Origin of the sequence: Amaricoccus sp. (assembly GCF_047602525.1) — a bacterium.
Lineage (GTDB): Bacteria > Pseudomonadota > Alphaproteobacteria > Rhodobacterales > Rhodobacteraceae > Amaricoccus.
This window is the reverse complement of sequence record NZ_JASGHB010000001.1, coordinates 75,928-91,921: the sequence shown is the minus strand read 5'-3', so window position 1 is coordinate 91,921 and position 15,994 is coordinate 75,928. Positions and strand designations below refer to the sequence as shown.

The 15,994-nt window shown below is 70.0% G+C and carries 15 protein-coding genes, 1 other RNA gene and 2 pseudogenes; 10 read left to right on the top strand and 8 right to left on the bottom strand.

Annotated elements, in window-relative coordinates:
* Positions 1-102 precede the first annotated feature (102 nt).
* From QM699_RS00545 to fghA, 5 genes are all read left to right on the top strand, one after another.
* Positions 103-1,116, top strand: a complete 1,014-nt coding sequence (locus QM699_RS00545; protein WP_415009346.1) for an amino acid ABC transporter substrate-binding protein — start codon at positions 103-105, stop codon at positions 1,114-1,116.
* A gap of 79 nt (positions 1,117-1,195) precedes the next feature.
* Complete coding sequence (locus QM699_RS00540) at positions 1,196-2,407, top strand: amino acid ABC transporter permease (RefSeq protein WP_415009345.1); 1,212 nt, start codon at positions 1,196-1,198, stop codon at positions 2,405-2,407.
* A 1-nt stretch (position 2,408) separates the two neighbouring features.
* Positions 2,409-3,698 (top strand): amino acid ABC transporter permease, encoded by a 1,290-nt coding sequence (locus tag QM699_RS00535; protein WP_415009344.1) that lies wholly within the window; start codon positions 2,409-2,411, stop codon positions 3,696-3,698.
* 15 nt (positions 3,699-3,713) lie between these two features.
* Complete coding sequence (locus QM699_RS00530; RefSeq protein WP_415009343.1) at positions 3,714-4,520, top strand: amino acid ABC transporter ATP-binding protein; 807 nt, start codon at positions 3,714-3,716, stop codon at positions 4,518-4,520.
* Between the two features lie 302 nt (positions 4,521-4,822).
* Complete coding sequence (fghA, locus tag QM699_RS00525; RefSeq protein ID WP_415009342.1) at positions 4,823-5,650, top strand: S-formylglutathione hydrolase; 828 nt, start codon at positions 4,823-4,825, stop codon at positions 5,648-5,650.
* Positions 5,651-5,680: 30 nt separating this feature from the next.
* Here the strand turns inward: fghA and QM699_RS00520 are convergent, their stop codons facing one another.
* The 3 genes from QM699_RS00520 to argB are packed head-to-tail and all read right to left on the bottom strand — an operon-like array spanning position 5,681 to position 7,736.
* A complete protein-coding gene (locus tag QM699_RS00520) occupies positions 5,681-6,181 on the bottom strand; it encodes a SixA phosphatase family protein (protein ID WP_415009341.1) in 501 nt (166 codons plus the stop codon).
* Complete coding sequence (locus tag QM699_RS00515) at positions 6,169-6,840, bottom strand: ferredoxin (protein ID WP_415009340.1); 672 nt, start codon at positions 6,838-6,840, stop codon at positions 6,169-6,171. The genes QM699_RS00520 and QM699_RS00515 overlap by 13 nt, the downstream gene beginning before the upstream one ends.
* A complete protein-coding gene (gene argB / locus QM699_RS00510) occupies positions 6,840-7,736 on the bottom strand; it encodes an acetylglutamate kinase (RefSeq protein ID WP_415009339.1) in 897 nt (298 codons plus the stop codon). Before argB ends, QM699_RS00515 begins: the two co-directional genes overlap by 1 nt.
* Before the next feature lie 82 nt (positions 7,737-7,818).
* Between argB and QM699_RS00505 the strand changes: the two genes are divergently transcribed.
* Together QM699_RS00505 and QM699_RS00500 are read left to right on the top strand one after the other, a co-directional pair.
* Positions 7,819-8,322 carry a hypothetical protein gene (locus tag QM699_RS00505; RefSeq protein ID WP_415009338.1) on the top strand — a complete coding sequence of 168 codons (504 nt, stop codon included), beginning with the start codon at positions 7,819-7,821 and terminating at the stop codon, positions 8,320-8,322.
* Positions 8,323-8,874, top strand: coding sequence for a hypothetical protein (locus QM699_RS00500; protein WP_415009337.1), 552 nt, complete (start codon positions 8,323-8,325; stop codon positions 8,872-8,874).
* Positions 8,875-8,876: 2 nt separating this feature from the next.
* On the opposite strand, the gene yihA is transcribed toward QM699_RS00500, so the two are convergent.
* The 3 genes from yihA to QM699_RS00485 form a co-directional block, all read right to left on the bottom strand.
* Positions 8,877-9,524: a ribosome biogenesis GTP-binding protein YihA/YsxC gene (gene yihA / locus QM699_RS00495; protein ID WP_415009336.1), complete on the bottom strand. Its 648-nt coding sequence runs from the start codon at positions 9,522-9,524 to the stop codon at positions 8,877-8,879.
* Between the two features lie 326 nt (positions 9,525-9,850).
* Positions 9,851-9,949: signal recognition particle sRNA small type (gene ffs / locus QM699_RS00490), an RNA gene on the bottom strand.
* Between the two features lie 39 nt (positions 9,950-9,988).
* Complete coding sequence (locus tag QM699_RS00485; RefSeq protein ID WP_415009335.1) at positions 9,989-11,482, bottom strand: hypothetical protein; 1,494 nt, start codon at positions 11,480-11,482, stop codon at positions 9,989-9,991.
* Between the two features lie 191 nt (positions 11,483-11,673).
* Between QM699_RS00485 and QM699_RS00480 the strand changes: the two are divergent.
* Positions 11,674-12,547 (top strand): annotated as a pseudogene (locus QM699_RS00480) (prephenate dehydratase).
* A gap of 90 nt (positions 12,548-12,637) precedes the next feature.
* Positions 12,638-13,051, top strand: coding sequence for a globin domain-containing protein (locus tag QM699_RS00475; protein WP_415009334.1), 414 nt, complete (start codon positions 12,638-12,640; stop codon positions 13,049-13,051).
* A gap of 48 nt (positions 13,052-13,099) precedes the next feature.
* Here the strand turns inward: QM699_RS00475 and QM699_RS00470 are convergent, their stop codons facing one another.
* Together QM699_RS00470 and QM699_RS00465 are read right to left on the bottom strand one after the other, a co-directional pair.
* Positions 13,100-13,288, bottom strand: a complete 189-nt coding sequence (locus QM699_RS00470) for a hypothetical protein (RefSeq protein WP_415009333.1) — start codon at positions 13,286-13,288, stop codon at positions 13,100-13,102.
* A gap of 143 nt (positions 13,289-13,431) precedes the next feature.
* A pseudogene (locus QM699_RS00465) lies at positions 13,432-14,803 on the bottom strand (glutamate--cysteine ligase).
* A 216-nt stretch (positions 14,804-15,019) separates the two neighbouring features.
* Between QM699_RS00465 and nudC the strand changes: the two are divergent.
* Positions 15,020-15,979 carry an NAD(+) diphosphatase gene (gene nudC / locus QM699_RS00460; protein WP_415009332.1) on the top strand — a complete coding sequence of 320 codons (960 nt, stop codon included), beginning with the start codon at positions 15,020-15,022 and terminating at the stop codon, positions 15,977-15,979.
* Positions 15,980-15,994: the final 15 nt, after the last annotated feature.

The window sequence follows — 15,994 nt, the reverse complement described above, 5'->3', positions numbered from 1 at the left end:
GGTAGCCGACGGGCGGCCTCGATACCCGCCTCCGAACGATAACCCGGGGGAGACGACCCCTGCCCCGCGTCCGCATGGATGCGGCCCAACAGGAAAAGACGGATGCACAAACGTATTCTTCTCGGTGCTCTCGCTGGCATGGCCTTCGCCGCCAGCGCCGCCTCCGCGGCGACCCTCGACGACGTGAAGGCCCGCGGCGCGCTGAAGTGCGGCACCAACACCGGCCTCGCCGGCTTCGCGGCGCCGGATGCCAGCGGCAAGTGGCAGGGCTTCGACGTCGACCTCTGCTACGCGCTCGCCGCGGCGATCTTCGGCGACCCCTCCAAGGTCGAGTTCACGCCCACCACCGGCGAGACCCGCTTCACCGCACTGGCCTCCAGCGAGATCGACGTGCTGGTGCGCAACTCCACGTGGACCTTCACCCGCGACGTCGACCTGAAGCTCGATTTCGTCGCCGTCAACTACTACGACGGCCAGGGCTTCATCGTCTCCAAGGACCTTGGCGTCACCTCCGCCAAGGATCTCGACGGCGCGACCGTCTGCATCCAGACCGGCACGACGACCGAGCTGAACCTCGCCGACTTCTTCAAGGCCAACAAGCTCACCTATCAGCCGGTGCCGATCCAGACCGAGGCCGAGGCCCGCCAGCAGTTCCTCGGCGGCGCCTGCGACGCCTACACCACCGACGCCTCGGGCCTCGCCGCGGCGCGCGCCACCTACCCGAACCCCGAGAACTACATCATCCTGCCGGAGATCATCTCCAAGGAGCCGCTCGGGCCCGTCGTGCGCCACGGCGACAACCAGTGGGGCGACATCGTCCGCTGGACGTTCTACGCGCTGGTCGAGGCGGAAGAGCTCGGCGTCACCAAGGCCAACATCGACGAGATGAAGACCTCGGAAAACCCGGAAGTCCGCCGCCTGCTCGGCACCGAGGGCAGCCTCGGCAAGATGTTCGGCCTGTCCGACGACTGGGCCTACAACGCCATCAAGGCGAACGGCAATTATGGCGAGATCTTCGCCGCGACGATCGGCGAGGGCACGCCGTCGAACCTCGCCCGCGGGCTCAACGGCCTGTGGAAGGACGGCGGCCTGATGTACGCGCCGCCGTTCCGCTGATGTCCCTCCGGTCCGGGCCTGCACGGGTCCGGACCGGCCTGTTTCCCGGGGAGGAATAGACTATCAGAGGGGGTGCCGCATGACCATGGTCGCGACGCAGGCCGAGCCGTTCCGGCTGAGCATGCTGATCTACGATACGCGCTATCGATCGCTGACAATCCAGATCATCGCGCTGATCGCGGTCCTTACCTTCTTCGGCTGGATCGTCAACAATACGGTGCAGAACCTTGCCGCGCTTGGCAAAACCTTCGACTTCGGCTTCCTCGGCCAACGTGCCGGCTACGACATCAGTCAGCACCTGATCCCCTACACCAACGACTCGACCCACGCCCGGGCGGCGATGGTCGGCATCCTCAACACGCTGCTCGTCGCCTTCCTCGGCTGCCTGACGGCCACCGTGCTCGGCGTCGTCATGGGCGTGCTGCGCCTCTCGCCCAACTGGCTGATCTCCCGCCTCGCCTCGATCTACGTCGAAACCTTTCGGAACGTGCCGGTCCTCCTCTGGATCCTCGCACTGATGGCCGTCATCACCGACACCTTCCCGGCACCCGCCGCCTTCCGCGGCGACACCGCGACCGCCTCGATGCTGTTCGGCGATACCGTCGCCCTCACCAACCGCGGCGCCTACGTGCCCTGGCCGGTCTTCGGCCCCGGCTGGCAGGCCATCCTCGTCGTCTTCGCCCTGTCGCTCGCCACGATCTGGGCGTTCGGCCGCTGGGCCGCCGCCCGGCAGGAGGCGACCGGCCAGACCCTGCCGACCTTCTGGATCAAGCTCGCGCTGCTCGTCCTGCCCGTGCTGGTCGTCGACTTCTTCATCGGCGCGATCACCTGGGACGTGCCGGTGCTGCAGCGGTTCAACTTCCAGGGCGGCGGCTTCGTCGACAAGTCGCTGATCGCGCTGTGGTTCGCCCTTGCGCTCTACACCGGCGCCTTCATCGCCGAGATCGTGCGCTCCGGCATCCAGGCGATCTCCCGCGGCCAGAGCGAGGCGGCCGGCGCGCTCGGCCTGCGCCCCGGACGGATCATGAGCCTCGTGGTGCTGCCGCAGGCGCTGCGCATCATCATCCCGCCGCTGATCTCGCAGTACCTGAACCTCACCAAGAACTCCTCGCTCGCCATCGTGGTCGGCTATGCCGACGTCCGCGCCACCCTCGGCGGCATCACGATGAACCAGACCGGGCGCGAGCTGGAATGCATGATCCTGATGATGGGCTTCTACCTGCTCATCAGCCTGACGATCTCGACGATCATGAACATGTACAACGCCTCCGTGGCCCTGAAGGAGCGCTGAGATGGCCGGTCTCGCCTACAGCCGCACCGACATGCTCGGGCCGGAGGCGCCGCCCGCCTCCGCCATCGGCCTCGTCGGCTGGCTCCGCGGCAACCTGTTCTCCTCGTGGGTGAACACGGGCCTCACCGTTGTCGCCGCCTACCTGATCTGGCTCGTCGGCTCGCACCTCGTGCCGTGGTTCCTGCACGCGGTCTGGAACGCCGACTCCTATGCCCAGTGCCAGCAGATCATCAAGGACACCTGGGGGCCCGACGCCGGCGGCGCCTGCCTCGCGGTGGTGCGCGAGCGCTGGAAGCAGTTCCTGTTCGGCTTCTACCCGCCCGAATTCTACTGGCGCCCGACTCTCGCCTTCGCGCTGATGGTCGTGGCGCTGGCGCCGCTGCTCTTCCAGGCGGTGCCAAGGTCGCTGCTGTGGTTCTCGGCGATCTTCCCCGGCCTCGCCTACTGGCTGCTCTGGGGCGGCTCGGTGTTCTTCCCGATCGCGATCTACCTCGGCTTCGTCGCCGGCTATGCCGCCTTCCGCATCGCCGAGCGCGGCCCGTCGTTCCTGCCGCCGCTCGCCGCGGCGGTGGCAACCCTCGTCTGGTGGTTCTTCATCGCCGGCCCGCTCGCCAACGCAATGCCGTTCGTCGGCCTGGCGCCGGTGCAGTCGAAGCAGTTCGGCGGCTTCATGCTGTCGATGACCATCGGCGTCACCGGCATCGCCTTCTCGCTGCCCCTCGGCATCCTGCTCGCGCTCGGCCGACGGTCCGACCTGTTCCTGGTGAAGACGATCTGTGTCGGCTTCATCGAGTTCATCCGCGGCGTGCCGCTCATCACCCTGCTGCTGGTCGCGTCGTTCCTGCTCAACATCTTCATGCCGCCCGGCACGAACTTCGACATCATCCTGCGCGTCATCATCATGGTGACGCTGTTCTCGGCCGCCTACATGGCGGAGGTGATCCGCGGCGGCCTCGCCGCGCTGCCCAAGGGCCAGTACGAGGGCGCGGACTCGCTCGGCCTCACCTACTGGCAGGCGACGCGGCTCATCATCATGCCGCAGGCGCTGAAGATCTCGATCCCGGGCATCGTCAACACCTTCATCGGCCTGTTCAAGGACACGACGCTGGTCGCCATCATCGGCCTGCTCGATCCGGTCGGCCTCATCACCGCGGTGCGCGCCAACGCGGCATGGAACGGCATGGTCTGGGAGCTTTACGGCTTCGTCGGGGTCATGTTCTTCGTCTGCTGCTTCGGCATGTCCCGGTATTCGCAACACCTTGAGCGCCGGCTCAAGACCGACCACCGCTGAGAGGAGGCCGACCCAATGGCTGAACCGCATCCCGTCGACGCCTCCGATCTCGAGCCGGTGGACAAGTCCGCCCTCAAGGTCTCGAACGAGGTCGCGATCGAGATCATCGGCATGAACAAGTGGTACGGGCAGTTTCACGTCCTGCGCGACGTGAACCTGACCGTCTACCGCGGCGAGCGCATCGTCATCGCCGGCCCCTCGGGCTCGGGCAAGTCGACGCTGATCCGCTGCATCAACCGGCTGGAGGAACACCAGAAGGGCAAGATCATCGTCGACGGCGTCGAGCTGACCTCCGACCTGAAGAACATCGACAAGGTGCGCTCCGAAGTCGGGATGGTGTTCCAGCACTTCAACCTGTTCCCGCACCTGACGATCCTGGAAAACTGCACGCTGGCGCCGATCTGGGTCCGCAAGATCCCGAAGAAGGAGGCGGAAGAGACGGCGATGCACTACCTGCGCAAGGTCAAGATCCCGGAGCAGGCCAACAAGTACCCGGGCCAGCTCTCCGGCGGCCAGCAGCAGCGCGTGGCGATCGCCCGATCGCTCTGCATGAAGCCGCGCATCATGCTCTTCGACGAGCCCACCTCCGCCCTCGACCCGGAGATGATCAAGGAGGTGCTCGACACGATGATCGAGCTGGCGGAGGAGGGGATGACGATGCTCTGCGTCACCCACGAGATGGGGTTTGCGCAGGCGGTGGCGAACCGGGTGATCTTCATGGATCAGGGCCAGATCGTCGAGCAGAACGAACCGCGCGAGTTCTTCAACAACCCGCGGAACGAGCGCACCAAGCTGTTCCTCAGCCAGATCCTCGGCCACTGACCCGCCGGGCGGGGCCCCTCTCGGCCCCGCCACCCCTGCCCCCTTCGGCCGCTGGCGCGACGCGAAGGTCTTCATACGGCCTTGAAACCTGGAGAGCAGACGGTTTTCCGGCAACAGCCGGAAAACAAGGAAAGAAGACTCTGCGCGCACCGGCGCGCTCTGCTTCGCGGCAAAGGCCGCGTCCCGCGAACTCGCCCACGCCCCGACGCATGGTCAGCGCACCGCCCTCCTGCGATCGTCGCGATTGACGCGCCGCGTCTCCCTCTGCCCTATGGCGCCGCAACCGCGACCGGGAGAGACAGATGAAGACGGTATCGGAAAACAGGTGCTTCGGCGGGATCCAGGGCGTCTACAGCCACGCCTCGCAAGCCTGCGCCTGCGACATGACCTTCGCGGTCTACCTGCCGCCGCAGGCCGAACACGTCCCGGTGCCGGTGCTCTGGTATCTCTCCGGCCTCACCTGCACCCACGAGAACGCCATGACCAAGGCCGGCGCGCAGGGCTGGGCTGCGGAGGAGGGCATCGCGCTGATCTTCCCCGACACCTCACCCCGCGGCGAGGGCGTGGCGAACGACGAGGCATATGACCTCGGCCAGGGGGCCGGCTTCTACGTCGATGCCACGGAGCAGCCGTGGGCGCCGCATTTCCGGATGTGGCACTACATCGCCCACGAGCTGCCCGAGTTGGTGTTCTCGGAGTTCCAGCTCGACCGCGACGCCCAGGGCATCACCGGGCATTCCATGGGCGGCCACGGCGCGCTCACGCTCGGCATGACGTATCCCGAGACCTATCGCTCGCTCTCGGCGATCTCGCCGATCGCCAACCCGACGCGATCCGACTGGGGCCGCAAGCAGCTCGGCGCCTACCTCGGCCCGGACGAATCGAGATGGGCGGCCCACGACGCGACGCTCCTGATGGCGGAGAAGGGCTTTCCCCGGCCGATCCTCGTCGACCAGGGGGCAAAGGACCAGTTCCTCGACCTGCTGAAGCCCGAGGCGCTGGCCGCCGCGGCCGCGAGCCGGCGCCAGCCGTTCGAGCTGCGCCTGCTCGACGGCTACGACCACAGCTATTTCTACGTCGCCTCGGTCATGGAGGACCACGTGCGCTGGCACGCCGAAAACCTGCGCTGAGAGACCGTCCAAAAAACGGACGGGCCGGCCCTACTCGAGGGCGCGCGGCACCACGAAGTCGATCAGGCGGCCGGTGCCCCAGTCGACCGCCGGCCAGCCCTCCACGTCGAAGTCGATCACCGCGGTGGCGGTGGTCGGAAACTTGGCGAACTCCTCGTCGTCCGGCGGCGTCGCGACCAGCCGGCCGGCGAAGGCGGCGATTCCCGGCTGGTGCCCGAGAATGAGCACGGTCCCGGCGTCCGGAGCCGTGTGCAGGGCGGCGAGCATCGAGTTGGCCGCCGCGTGATAGAGTTCGGGCAGATACATCGTCGGCGCGGCCCCCGTCGCCGCGACGACGCCCGCCCATGTCTCCTGCGTCCGCCGCGCGCTCGAGACCAGCGCCAGCTCCGGCAGATAGCCCCGGTCGCGCAGCCAGGCGCCGACCAGCGCAGCCGCCTTGCGGCCCCGCTTGTTCAGCGGCCGGTCGAGGTCTCGCTGGCCGGGGTCCGCCCAGCTGGACTTGGCATGGCGCATCAGGATCAGGCGTCGCATCCGGTCTGCCTGCCATGAAAGGCTGTCATATGAAAGCGGGTTTGCGCAGGCGCCTGCCCGTCGGCGCAAACCGGGCAGGCACGGCGCACCGCGCATCCCGACCCGAGGCAGGCGGCGCCGGCGGGCGTATCGAGCCAGGCGTCGCAGGCGGGCACGCTATAGCCGCCCGCCCCCAGCGCACCGGCCGGGCAGGCCGCGAGGCAGGGGGCGGCGCAGCCGTCGCAGGGGCGTGCCGGGGCCGCCGGCAGGGCAAGGCGGCTGCCGAGCGCCAGCGCGCCGCGATAGGAGACGAAGAGGCCGAGGCGGGCATGGACCAGCAGCCCGACAGGCGACGACCAGGCCGAGCCCGTCCGCCGCGCCCAGGCGAGGAACGGCGCGTGCGGCGGCCCCCCGAACGGGAACACCGCGACGGCGTGCCCCTCGGCCGCCAGGGCGCCGATCACCCGGGCGGACCAGCGGTCGAGCGGGTCGGCGCCGCCGTCGCGGCCCTCCGGGCTGGCGGCGAACACCGGCCAGAAGCCGCCCGGCGCTGGTCCGAGCAGCACGAGCGTGCCGGTGCCGGCCGGCGCCCCGTCGTCCGGCCCGGGATGGAACGCGCCGAGGACGGTCAGGCCGTCCCGGCCGGCGCGGGCGTCGAGCGCGGCGAGATCCGCGGGCATCAGCCGCGGATCAGGCTGCCGGCACCATGGGCGGTGAAAAGCTCGAGCAGCACCGCGTGCGGGGCGCGGCCGTCGAGGATGACCACGGCGCCGACGCCGCCCGCGATGGCGTCGAGCGCGGTCTGGGTCTTCGGGATCATGCCGCCGGCAATGACGCCCGAGGCGGTCAGCTCGCGCACCCGGCCGGCGGAGAGCGCGGTCAGGACCGTGCCGTCGGCGTCCTTCACCCCGGCGACGTCGGTGAGGAGCAGCAGGCGGTCGGCCCGCATCGCACCGGCAATCGCGCCGGCGGCGGTGTCGCCGTTGACGTTGAAGGTCTCGCCGCCGCGGCCGGCGCCGATCGGGGCGACGACGGGGATGAAGTCCGAGCCGAGGAAGCTGCGCAGGATGTCGGGGTTCATCTCGACCGGCTTGCCGACGAAGCCGAGGTCGACCGTGACCGACTGGCCGTCGCGCTCCACGACCTTGATGTCCCTCTCGCAGATCATCAGGTTCGCGTCCTTGCCGGAGAGGCCGACGGCCTTGCCGCCCTGCGCGTTGATCGCCTGGACGATCTGCTTGTTGATCTTGCCGGCGAGGACCATCTCGACGACCTCGACGGTGGCGGCGTCCGAGACCCGCTTGCCGTCGACGAACTCCGACTTGATGTCGAGCCGCTTCAGCATGTCGTTGATCATCGGCCCGCCGCCGTGGACGATGACCGGATTGACGTTGCACTGCTTCATCAGCACGATGTCGCGGGCAAATTCCTCCATCGCCTCGTCGCTGCCCATGGCGTGGCCGCCGAGCTTGATGACGATGGTGGCGCCGTCATAGCGCTGCAGGTAGGGCAGCGCCTCCGACAACGTGCGGGCGGTGGCGATCCAGTCGCGCGTGTGGGCGGTCGGCTTGTTCATGGGCATGTCCCTGTCGCACGCTTGCGCCCGCGGCGCGACCGCCGGATACTACCCCCCGGGCGCTGGCACAAGGAGGCAGGCGGTGCGCAGCTTTGCCGCTCTCGCGGTCGTGGCGGGACTTTCGGCCTGCGCCGGCGCACAGGCGCCGGCGCCCGTGGACTGCGTGACGCTGTTCCAGCGCTACGACGTGACCGAGGCCGGCATGTCGACGCCGTCGGGCCGGCGTGACCGGATGGCGGTGCCCCCGGCGCTGCAGCCGATCGCCGGGGCGCTGCGGCAGAACGGCTGCATCAACCTGTCGCGGCAGCTCGACCTCGACGCCGCGGCGCCCTCGCCGGTCGTCGACGGTGGGCCGCGGCTGGTGCCGCCGGTGCGGGTCCATGCCGGCGCGGTGACGTCGATGGCCGACGACGCCGCGGCGCGCGCGTTCTTCGAGGCGCATGGGGTGGCGGCGACCAGCGTCGGCAGCCCGGCGCTGGGACGGCGGGTCTATATCGGGCCGTTCGCAACCCGGGGGGCGCTCGACGCGGCCCTCGCGCTGGCGCGGAGCGCCGGTTTTGTCCATGCCTATCCAGTGAGGTTCTGAATGCGTGTCGTGATCGCAGGTGTGGCGCTGCTGCTCATGGGCGGCGGCTGTGCGGCGGGGGTGGCGGACCAGCCGTCGCGCGGGGATCCGGTCGCCTGCCTCGCGGCGTTCCAGTCCTATGACCGGGCGGTGCGGAACTATCCCGCCAACGCCTTCGGCAGCGACGACGCGCCCGCGCCCATGGTGCCGGCGCCGGTATCGCGGCCGGCACAGGCGCTGGTGCAGAAGGGATGCCGCACCTCCTCGGCGGATCTCGACGGGCTGCCGACGCTGGCCGCGCGGCTGGCCGGGCATCAGGTCGTCGACAGCGGCGCGCCGATCCCGCCGACGGTGGTGCACCTCGGCATCGTCACCGGCATCGAGGACGAGCGCGCGGTGACGCAGTTCTTCCGCGGCCTCGGCTACCAGTCGCGCGGCATCGGGGCGCCGACGCTGGGGCGGCGGCTCTATATCGGCACGTTCACCAGCCAGGGCGCGCTCGACGAGGCGATGGCCATCGCCCGCGAGGCGGGGTTCGTGGCGCCGATGGCGACGACGCGGACCAAACTCTGACGTCAGGCGAGATCCGCGACCGTCGCGCGCAGGGTGGCAAGCCCGCGTCCGGTCTCGGACGAGGTGACGATGATCTCCGGGAAGGCGGCCGGGTGCTTCGCCAGCGTGGCCTTGGTCGCGGCGACGGCGGCGGCGAGGTCGCTGGCCCCGGGCTTGTCGGCCTTGGTCAGCACCGCCTGGAAGGTGACGGCGGACCGGTCGAGCAGCGTCATGATCTCCTCGTCGACCGGCTTCGGGCCGTGGCGGGCGTCGACGAGCAGAAAGGCGCGGCGCAGGGTGACACGGCCGGCGAGGTAGGCGCGCATCAGCTCCTGCCAGCGGGCGACGACGGCCTTCGGCGCCTCGGCGAAGCCATAGCCGGGGAGGTCGACGAGGTAGCGCTGTTCGCCAAGGCTGAAGTAGTTGATTTCCTGCGTGCGGCCGGGGGTGTTCGACGCGCGGGCGAGCGCCTTGCGCCCCGTGAGCGCGTTGATGAGGCTCGACTTGCCGACATTGGAGCGGCCCGCAAAGCAGACTTCCAGCCGGTCGGCGGGGGGCAGCGCCGGCATCTCGACGACGCCTTTCAGGAAGGCGACGGGGCCGGCGAAGAGCAGGCGGCCGGCCTCCGCGGCCTCGGGATCGGGCTCGGGGGCCTCGGCGAAGACGCTCATCGCGATTTCACGCGCGAATGAGCCGATATCCAATTGTTCTGAAATGGATTCATCGAGATTGGTCCTCCGTGATACGTCCGGGCCGCCCCGGGGGGAGCGCCGGCCTCGGGGAGCCTTTCGGGGCTCCCGCTCGTCCGGCGCTGCGTGACAGGCCGCCGTTGCGGCCCGTCACCCGGAGCCGCGCTGTGGCGCGGCGAGTCTTCGTTCTCCCCGCCTGTGGGCGGGGCCCCTGCGACTGCCCGATAGGGTTTCTGCCTATATGAATACCTTTGGCCGCGCGCATCGGGGAAGCGGCCGCGCGAAGATCGAGCCGGGCAGGACGGGGTGGGCGAGAGGCTGGACGACGACCCAAGCGGGACCCGTTACGGCTGCTTCCTTCCGGACCTGACCGGGTTGGCGGAGCGCCTGCCCGCGCCAACCTCTCGGGCGTGCATATACGAGACGCGCGCGCCCGCGGCAAGGTCTCAGCCGAAGAGGCCGGCGGCGTTCACCGTGAGCACGAGGTAGGCCTTGCCGCTGACCGGATTGCCGACCTGAAGCGTGCCGCGGCGGCCAGCGGCGCGCTTGTACCAGACGCTGCCCGGGTCGCCGTCGGCGCGGACGCCGATCTGGGTCACGACATCGGCGTCGAGGTCGAACGGGGTCTCGCCGGTGACGTCGACCGGATAGGATTTCTTCTTCGACAGCTCGATGAACTTTTCGACGAGGCTCGACTGCGGCTGGACCTGGCCCCAGAAATAGTTGTCCTCGATGCGGATGTTCGACCCCAGCGCGGTGTTCACCATGCCGCCGGCGGAGGTGTCGACGGAGAAGGGCCTGGCGATCTTTTCCGCGTGGCCGCCGATGTTGCGGATCTGGTTGCCGAGGATGAGCATGTTGGAGAGGCCGCGGCCGGGACCGGCGGGCTTGATCGAGATGTAGGTGCCGGCGGCGTCGGATTCGGCCAGCGTGAAGATGTTGGAGATGAACTGGCAGAAGCCCATGGTCCGGGCCTCGCCGCTGCCGCCGAGGCCCTCCTCCAGCACGGTGACGCCGTTGTCGATGTAGTTGACGGCGACGACGTTGGTCGAGCGGGCGCCGAAATGCAGCACCGGCGTGCGGTCGGTGCGGGGCAGGCCGACGTCGGAGCCCTGCCAGAAGTGGTTGTGCGAGATCAGGAACGAGCCGATCGGCCCCTTGATCGCGGTGCGCGCCTTCTGGATGCGGTTGCCGAAGACCTTGCCGTCGTTGTCGGTCGAGAGGTCGAGCCCGATCAGCACCCGCTTGCTTGCGAGCTTGTCGGCGGAGTTCGAGGTGATGTCGCAGTGCTCGACGCGCAGGTCGCTGCCGGTCGAGTCGCCGACCCGGGTGCGGATGCCGAAGCGCGCGGGGTCGTCGATGTCGAGGAAGCGGAAGCGCATGTTGATGTAGCCGCCATCGACGAAGACGCCCGAGGCGCGGTTCAGGCACTTGAGCTTGAGGCCCTCGAGGCCCCAGCGGGCGACGCGGTTGCCGGAACTCGAGTGGAACCGGATGAGCGGAGCCTCCGGATCCTGCCATTTGTCCGACGGGATGAGGGTGCCGTTGACGATCTTCAGCGGCTTGGTGAACGGGTTGCCCTCGCCGTCGTCGATGTCGAGCGGGCGGTCGAGGGTGATCGCGCGGCCCTCGAGATCCAGCACCGAAAAGCGCCGGTCGGCCTGAAGCTGCTTCACGGCGGTGTCGAAGTCGGCATCCTGCGGTGCGAACGGATCGTCGGACGAGAGGAAGGCCGAGGCCTTCAGTCCCTCGGCCACGCCGACCTTGGGCGCGTTTGCCGCGCCGGCCTCGGCCAGCACCATGTCCGCGTCGGAGAGCCGGTCGACGGGCGCCATGCCCGGGCGGGCGAAGGCGAGGGTGGCGAAGCCCTGGGCGGCGGCGAGCGCCGCACCGCCGATCAGGAGATCGCGCCGGCTGGCGCCATCGGGCAGGTCGGACATCGCGGGGGACTCCCTTGGCGGCTCGGAGGGAGCATTAGCCGGCGGGGCGGAGCGGGATGCAAGGGACAATACGCCGCGCTGTCGCGGGCTGCCCCGCAGCCCTGAGCGGCCCTGAGCTTTTCAACGGGGCGCGTTTCTGCCATACCGCGCCGCGGCCCAGTTCCGGCCAGTTCCTCCCGAGGTGACGATCCATGCAGACCGGCAAGATCTCGTTCCAGGGCGTGCCCGGCGCGTACTCGCACCAGGCCTGCACCGAGGCGTTTCCCGGCATGGAGGGACTGCCCTGCGCCACCTTCGAGGCGGCGATCGAAGCGGTGCGGGACCGGCGGGCGGACCTCGCCATGCTGCCGATCGAGAATTCGACCTATGGCCGGGTGGCGGACATCCACCACCTGCTGCCGGCGTCCGGGCTGCACATCATCCGCGAACACTTCCTTCGGGTGCATATCAACCTGCTGGGCCTGCCCGGGACGCGGATCGAGGACATCCGCACGGCGATGAGCCATACGGTGCTGCTCGGCCAGTGCCAGGGGTTCCTGCGCGAGCATCGCCTGCAACCCCGGGTCGGCGCGGACACCGCGGGCTCCGCCGAAGCGGTGGCAGGGCAGAGCGACCGCAGCCTCGGGGCGCTCGCCTCCGAGCTGGCAGGCGAGATTCTACGGGCTCGACGTGCTGGCCCGGCACATCGAGGACCAGTCGAACAACACCACGCGCTTCCTCGCCATGGCGCCGGAGCCCGCCCCGACCCCCGAGCGGGAGGCGATCACCAGCTTCGTCTTCCGGGTGAGAAACATCCCCGCGGCGCTCTACAAGGCGATGGGCGGCTTCGCCACCAACGGCGTCAACATGACCAAGCTCGAAAGCTACATGCTGGGCGGGCACTTCACCGCGACGCAGTTCTACGCCGAGATCGAAGGGCACCCGGACGAGCCGCGGGTGCGCCGGGCGCTCGACGAGCTGGCGTATTTCACCACCCGGCTGCAGGTCCTCGGGGTCTATCCGCGCAATCCGTTCCGCGACGCGCAGACGCCGGCACCGCTCGAGGCCGAGACGAATCCGGCCTGATCCGGGCCCGCCCGGGGCCGCCGCCCTTGCGCCAGATCAAGGCGCGGGGGCGCCGGCGGGTGGCAGGCTGCGTGCCGGGAGGTGGCGCGCATGCTCGACGATCGGCAAAGGCAGCTGGTGGCGGAGAGCCTGACGCTGGTGCGTGCCAGCCTGTTGCCGGCGTCGAGCCAGTTCTACGACAACCTGTTCGCGCTGGCGCCGGAGTTGCGGCGGATGTTTCGCACCGACCTCGCCGGGCAGGGCATGCGCTTCATGACGACGCTCACCATGGTGGCCGAGCTGCTCGACGAGCCGGAAGAGCTCGGCCGCGAGATCGACGGGCTGGCGCAGGCGCATCGCGGAATCGGCGTGCGGACCGAGCATTTCGCGCCGGTCGGTTCGGCGCTGCTCGTCACGCTGGGCGAGACGCTCGGGCCCGCGTTCACCTGCGAACTGCGGGAGGCCTGGCGGGCGGCCTACGACGCCTTTGCCGCGCGGATGATCGAGAGCGGCGGGTTCAGCTGAGGCGCGGCGCCTCGCCACACCGAGCTGCCGGACAGGTCGCGACCGCGGTCAATCGCGGTAGCGGGCGAAGATCCGGGCCGGCGTGTCGTTCGCCGGGGCGTGGTACTTGTCCCAGAGTTCTTCACTCGCACTGCGCGCAACGATGCGGCGCAGGGTCTCGAGGAACTCCGCCTCCTCCGCGCTCGGGCCACCGAGGGCGGCCGGGCGCGGCGCGGCGAGGGCGAGGAGATCGAGCACCGCGGCACGAATTCGGGGCGCGGGGCGCGGTCTCGGGGAGGATGGCAGGTCGGGGCATGGCGGTCTCTCCGTGCGGTCGCCCCGCAGCTTGCGCCGCAGGGCGTGGGTGCATCGTGAGCGGGACGTCAATCCGCGGCAAAAAGTCAGTAGCTGTATTCGCCGTAGATCCGCGTCAGGTCGCCGCCCCATGAACTCGTGGAAGCGCGCGAGCATCTCGTCGGACGAGGTCTGGCCCGAGGCGACGATCTCGTGCAGCGCGTTCAGGAAGTGGGTCTCGTCGGCAATGAGCCCGCCGGCGCCCGGCCGGGCGCGGGCCTTGAGGCCGGCCTGCGAGATGGCGAGCACGTCGCGGGCGAGGTCGCGCAGCGGGCGGCCGCGGATCTCGGCGCGCAGGCCGAGGTGGCCGGCGTCGCGGCGCAGGCCGTCACGCTCCTCCGCCGTCCAGTCGCGGCAGAGGTCCCAGGCGGCATCGAGGGCGGTCGTGTCGTAGAGCAGGCCGACCCAGAACGCGGGCAGCGCGCAGAGCCGGCGCCACGGGCCGCCGTCGGCGCCGCGCATCTCCATGAACTTCTTGATGCGGGTCTCGGGGAAGATCGTCGTGAGATGGTCCGCCCAGTCGGAGAGCGTCGGCTTCTCGCCGGGAAGCGCCGGCAGCCGGCCGTCGAGGAAGTCGCGGAACGACTGGCCGAGGGCGTCGATATACTTTCCGTCGCGGTAGACGAAGTACATCGGCACGTCGAGCGCGTAGTCGACGTAGCGCTCGAAGCCCATGCCGTCCTCGAAGACGAAGGGCAGCATGCCGGTGCGGGCCGGGTCGGTGTCCTGCCAGATGCGGGCGCGCCACGACTGCCAGCCGTTGACGCGGCCCTCGAAGAACGGCGAGGCGGCGAAGAGCGCGGTTGCGATCGGCTGCAATGCCAGCGACACGCGGAACTTCTTCACCATGTCGGCTTCGGAGGCGAAGTCGAGGTTCACCTGCACGGTGCAGGTTCGATACATCATCTGCGTGCCGTGGCTGCCGACCGACTTCATGTAGCGGGTCATCAGGGCATAGCGGCCCTTCGGCATCACCGGCACCTGGCTCTCCGTCCAGATCGGCGCGGCGCCGAGGCCGATGAAGCCCGCGCCCACGGCGTCGGCCAGCTGCTTCACCTCGCGCAGGTGGGCGTTCACCTCGTCGCAGGTCTGGTGGACGGTCTCTAGCGGCGCCCCGGACAGCTCGAACTGACCGCCCGGTTCGAGGCTGACGTTGGCGCCGTTCTGGGTGAGGCCGATCAGGTTGCCCGCCTCGCGCACCTCCTCCCAGCCGAAGCGGTCGCGCAGGCCCTCGAGCATCGCCCGGATCGAGCACGGCCCCTCGTAGGGCAGCGGCTGCAGGCCGGCGAGGTCGTAGCCGAACTTCTCGTGCTCGGTGCCGATGCGCCAGTCCGCGGGCGGCTTGCAGCCGGAGGCGAGGTACTCCGCGAGTTGGTCGTGGTGCTCGATGAGACCACCGCCGGACTGTGGGATCGACATGGGAATAGCCTCTTGCTCGACGCGAGCGAATGCCTATCGGGCCGGCCGGGACAAGGCAAGCCGGCCAGAGGGGGGACCTTTGGCCGACGCCGGGCCCGGCCGGGGGGGCGCGTCGGCGGGCGAAACGCGACCGGCCGACCGGAGGTCCGGTGTTCGGTGCGATTGCCGTCCGCAGTCGATTGCGGCATAGCTCGGGCCCGGAACGGAGGGGATGCCATGCGCGACGCCGAAGCGGTGACATTCGCCGGAGGCCGGATCGACCGGGCCTCGCGGCTGCGCGGCGATGCGGCGGCGCAGGCCGCGCTCGCCGCCGATCCTCGGGCGCGCGGGCTCGCCCTCTGGCGCGGCCGGCCGCTGGTCGCCGCCGGCGAGGGGCTGGCGCTGGCCTGGCGCGGGCTCGACGACCCGCTGTTCCGCGCGGGGCGCGAGCCGCGGGTATTCCTCGGGCTCGACGACGATATTCCCTGCTTTGCCTGCGAGATCGACGACTGGGATCCGGATGCGGCCCCGGTCGAAGGCTTCGGCGCGGTGGCGCTGGTGCCGCACCCCGACCTCGCGGCCGGGCTCGGCTTCGCCGACCTGCGCGCCAACATGGCCGCGCTCGACGCCGCCGAGGCGGGCACGGCGGCGGCCGCCAAGGGCATCCTCGGCTGGCATCAGAGCCACGGCTTCTGCGCCAACTGCGGCGGCCGCTCCGAGGTGGCGGACGCCGGCTGGCGCCGGGTCTGCCCGGCCTGCGGCGCGCAGCACTTTCCGCGCACCGACCCGGTGGTCATCATGCTGATCCTGTCGGGCAACTCGGTGCTGCTCGGCCGCTCGCCCGGATGGCCCGAGGGGATGTATTCTCTGCTCGCGGGTTTCATGGAGCCCGGCGAATCGATCGAGGCGGCGGTCCGCCGCGAGGTCGCCGAGGAAACCGGCGTCCCGGTCGGGCCGGTCGACTACCTGTCGAGCCAGCCCTGGCCGTTTCCGTCGAGCCTGATGATCGGCTGCCGCGGCCTCGCCACCGGGCGGGAGATCACGCTCGACCCGGCCGAGCTGGAAGATGCGCGCTGGGTCAGCCGCGAGGGGCTGGCCGAGGCGATCGCCGGGCGCGACCCCGGCTTGCGCCCGGCCCGCGCCGGCTCGATCGCCCGCTTCCTGCTCGACCACTGGCTCGCCGACACGCTCGACTGAAACCCGACCGGAAGG

Excerpts from the sequence above, each read along its gene's own strand:
- QM699_RS00545 (WP_415009346.1), top strand. The coding sequence starts at position 103 with ATGCACAAACGTATTCTTCTCGGTGCTCTCGCTGGCATGGCCTTCGCC.
- QM699_RS00540 (WP_415009345.1), top strand. The coding sequence starts at position 1,196 with ATGACCATGGTCGCGACGCAGGCCGAGCCGTTCCGGCTGAGCATGCTG.
- QM699_RS00535 (WP_415009344.1), top strand. The coding sequence starts at position 2,409 with ATGGCCGGTCTCGCCTACAGCCGCACCGACATGCTCGGGCCGGAGGCG.
- QM699_RS00530 (WP_415009343.1), top strand. The coding sequence starts at position 3,714 with ATGGCTGAACCGCATCCCGTCGACGCCTCCGATCTCGAGCCGGTGGAC.
- fghA (WP_415009342.1), top strand. The coding sequence starts at position 4,823 with ATGAAGACGGTATCGGAAAACAGGTGCTTCGGCGGGATCCAGGGCGTC.
- QM699_RS00520 (WP_415009341.1), bottom strand. The coding sequence starts at position 6,181 with ATGCGACGCCTGATCCTGATGCGCCATGCCAAGTCCAGCTGGGCGGAC.
- QM699_RS00515 (WP_415009340.1), bottom strand. The coding sequence starts at position 6,840 with ATGCCCGCGGATCTCGCCGCGCTCGACGCCCGCGCCGGCCGGGACGGC.
- argB (WP_415009339.1), bottom strand. The coding sequence starts at position 7,736 with ATGAACAAGCCGACCGCCCACACGCGCGACTGGATCGCCACCGCCCGC.
- QM699_RS00500 (WP_415009337.1), top strand. The coding sequence starts at position 8,323 with ATGCGTGTCGTGATCGCAGGTGTGGCGCTGCTGCTCATGGGCGGCGGC.
- yihA (WP_415009336.1), bottom strand. The coding sequence starts at position 9,524 with ATGAGCGTCTTCGCCGAGGCCCCCGAGCCCGATCCCGAGGCCGCGGAG.
- QM699_RS00485 (WP_415009335.1), bottom strand. The coding sequence starts at position 11,482 with ATGTCCGACCTGCCCGATGGCGCCAGCCGGCGCGATCTCCTGATCGGC.
- QM699_RS00475 (WP_415009334.1), top strand. The coding sequence starts at position 12,638 with ATGCTCGACGATCGGCAAAGGCAGCTGGTGGCGGAGAGCCTGACGCTG.
- nudC (WP_415009332.1), top strand. The coding sequence starts at position 15,020 with ATGCGCGACGCCGAAGCGGTGACATTCGCCGGAGGCCGGATCGACCGG.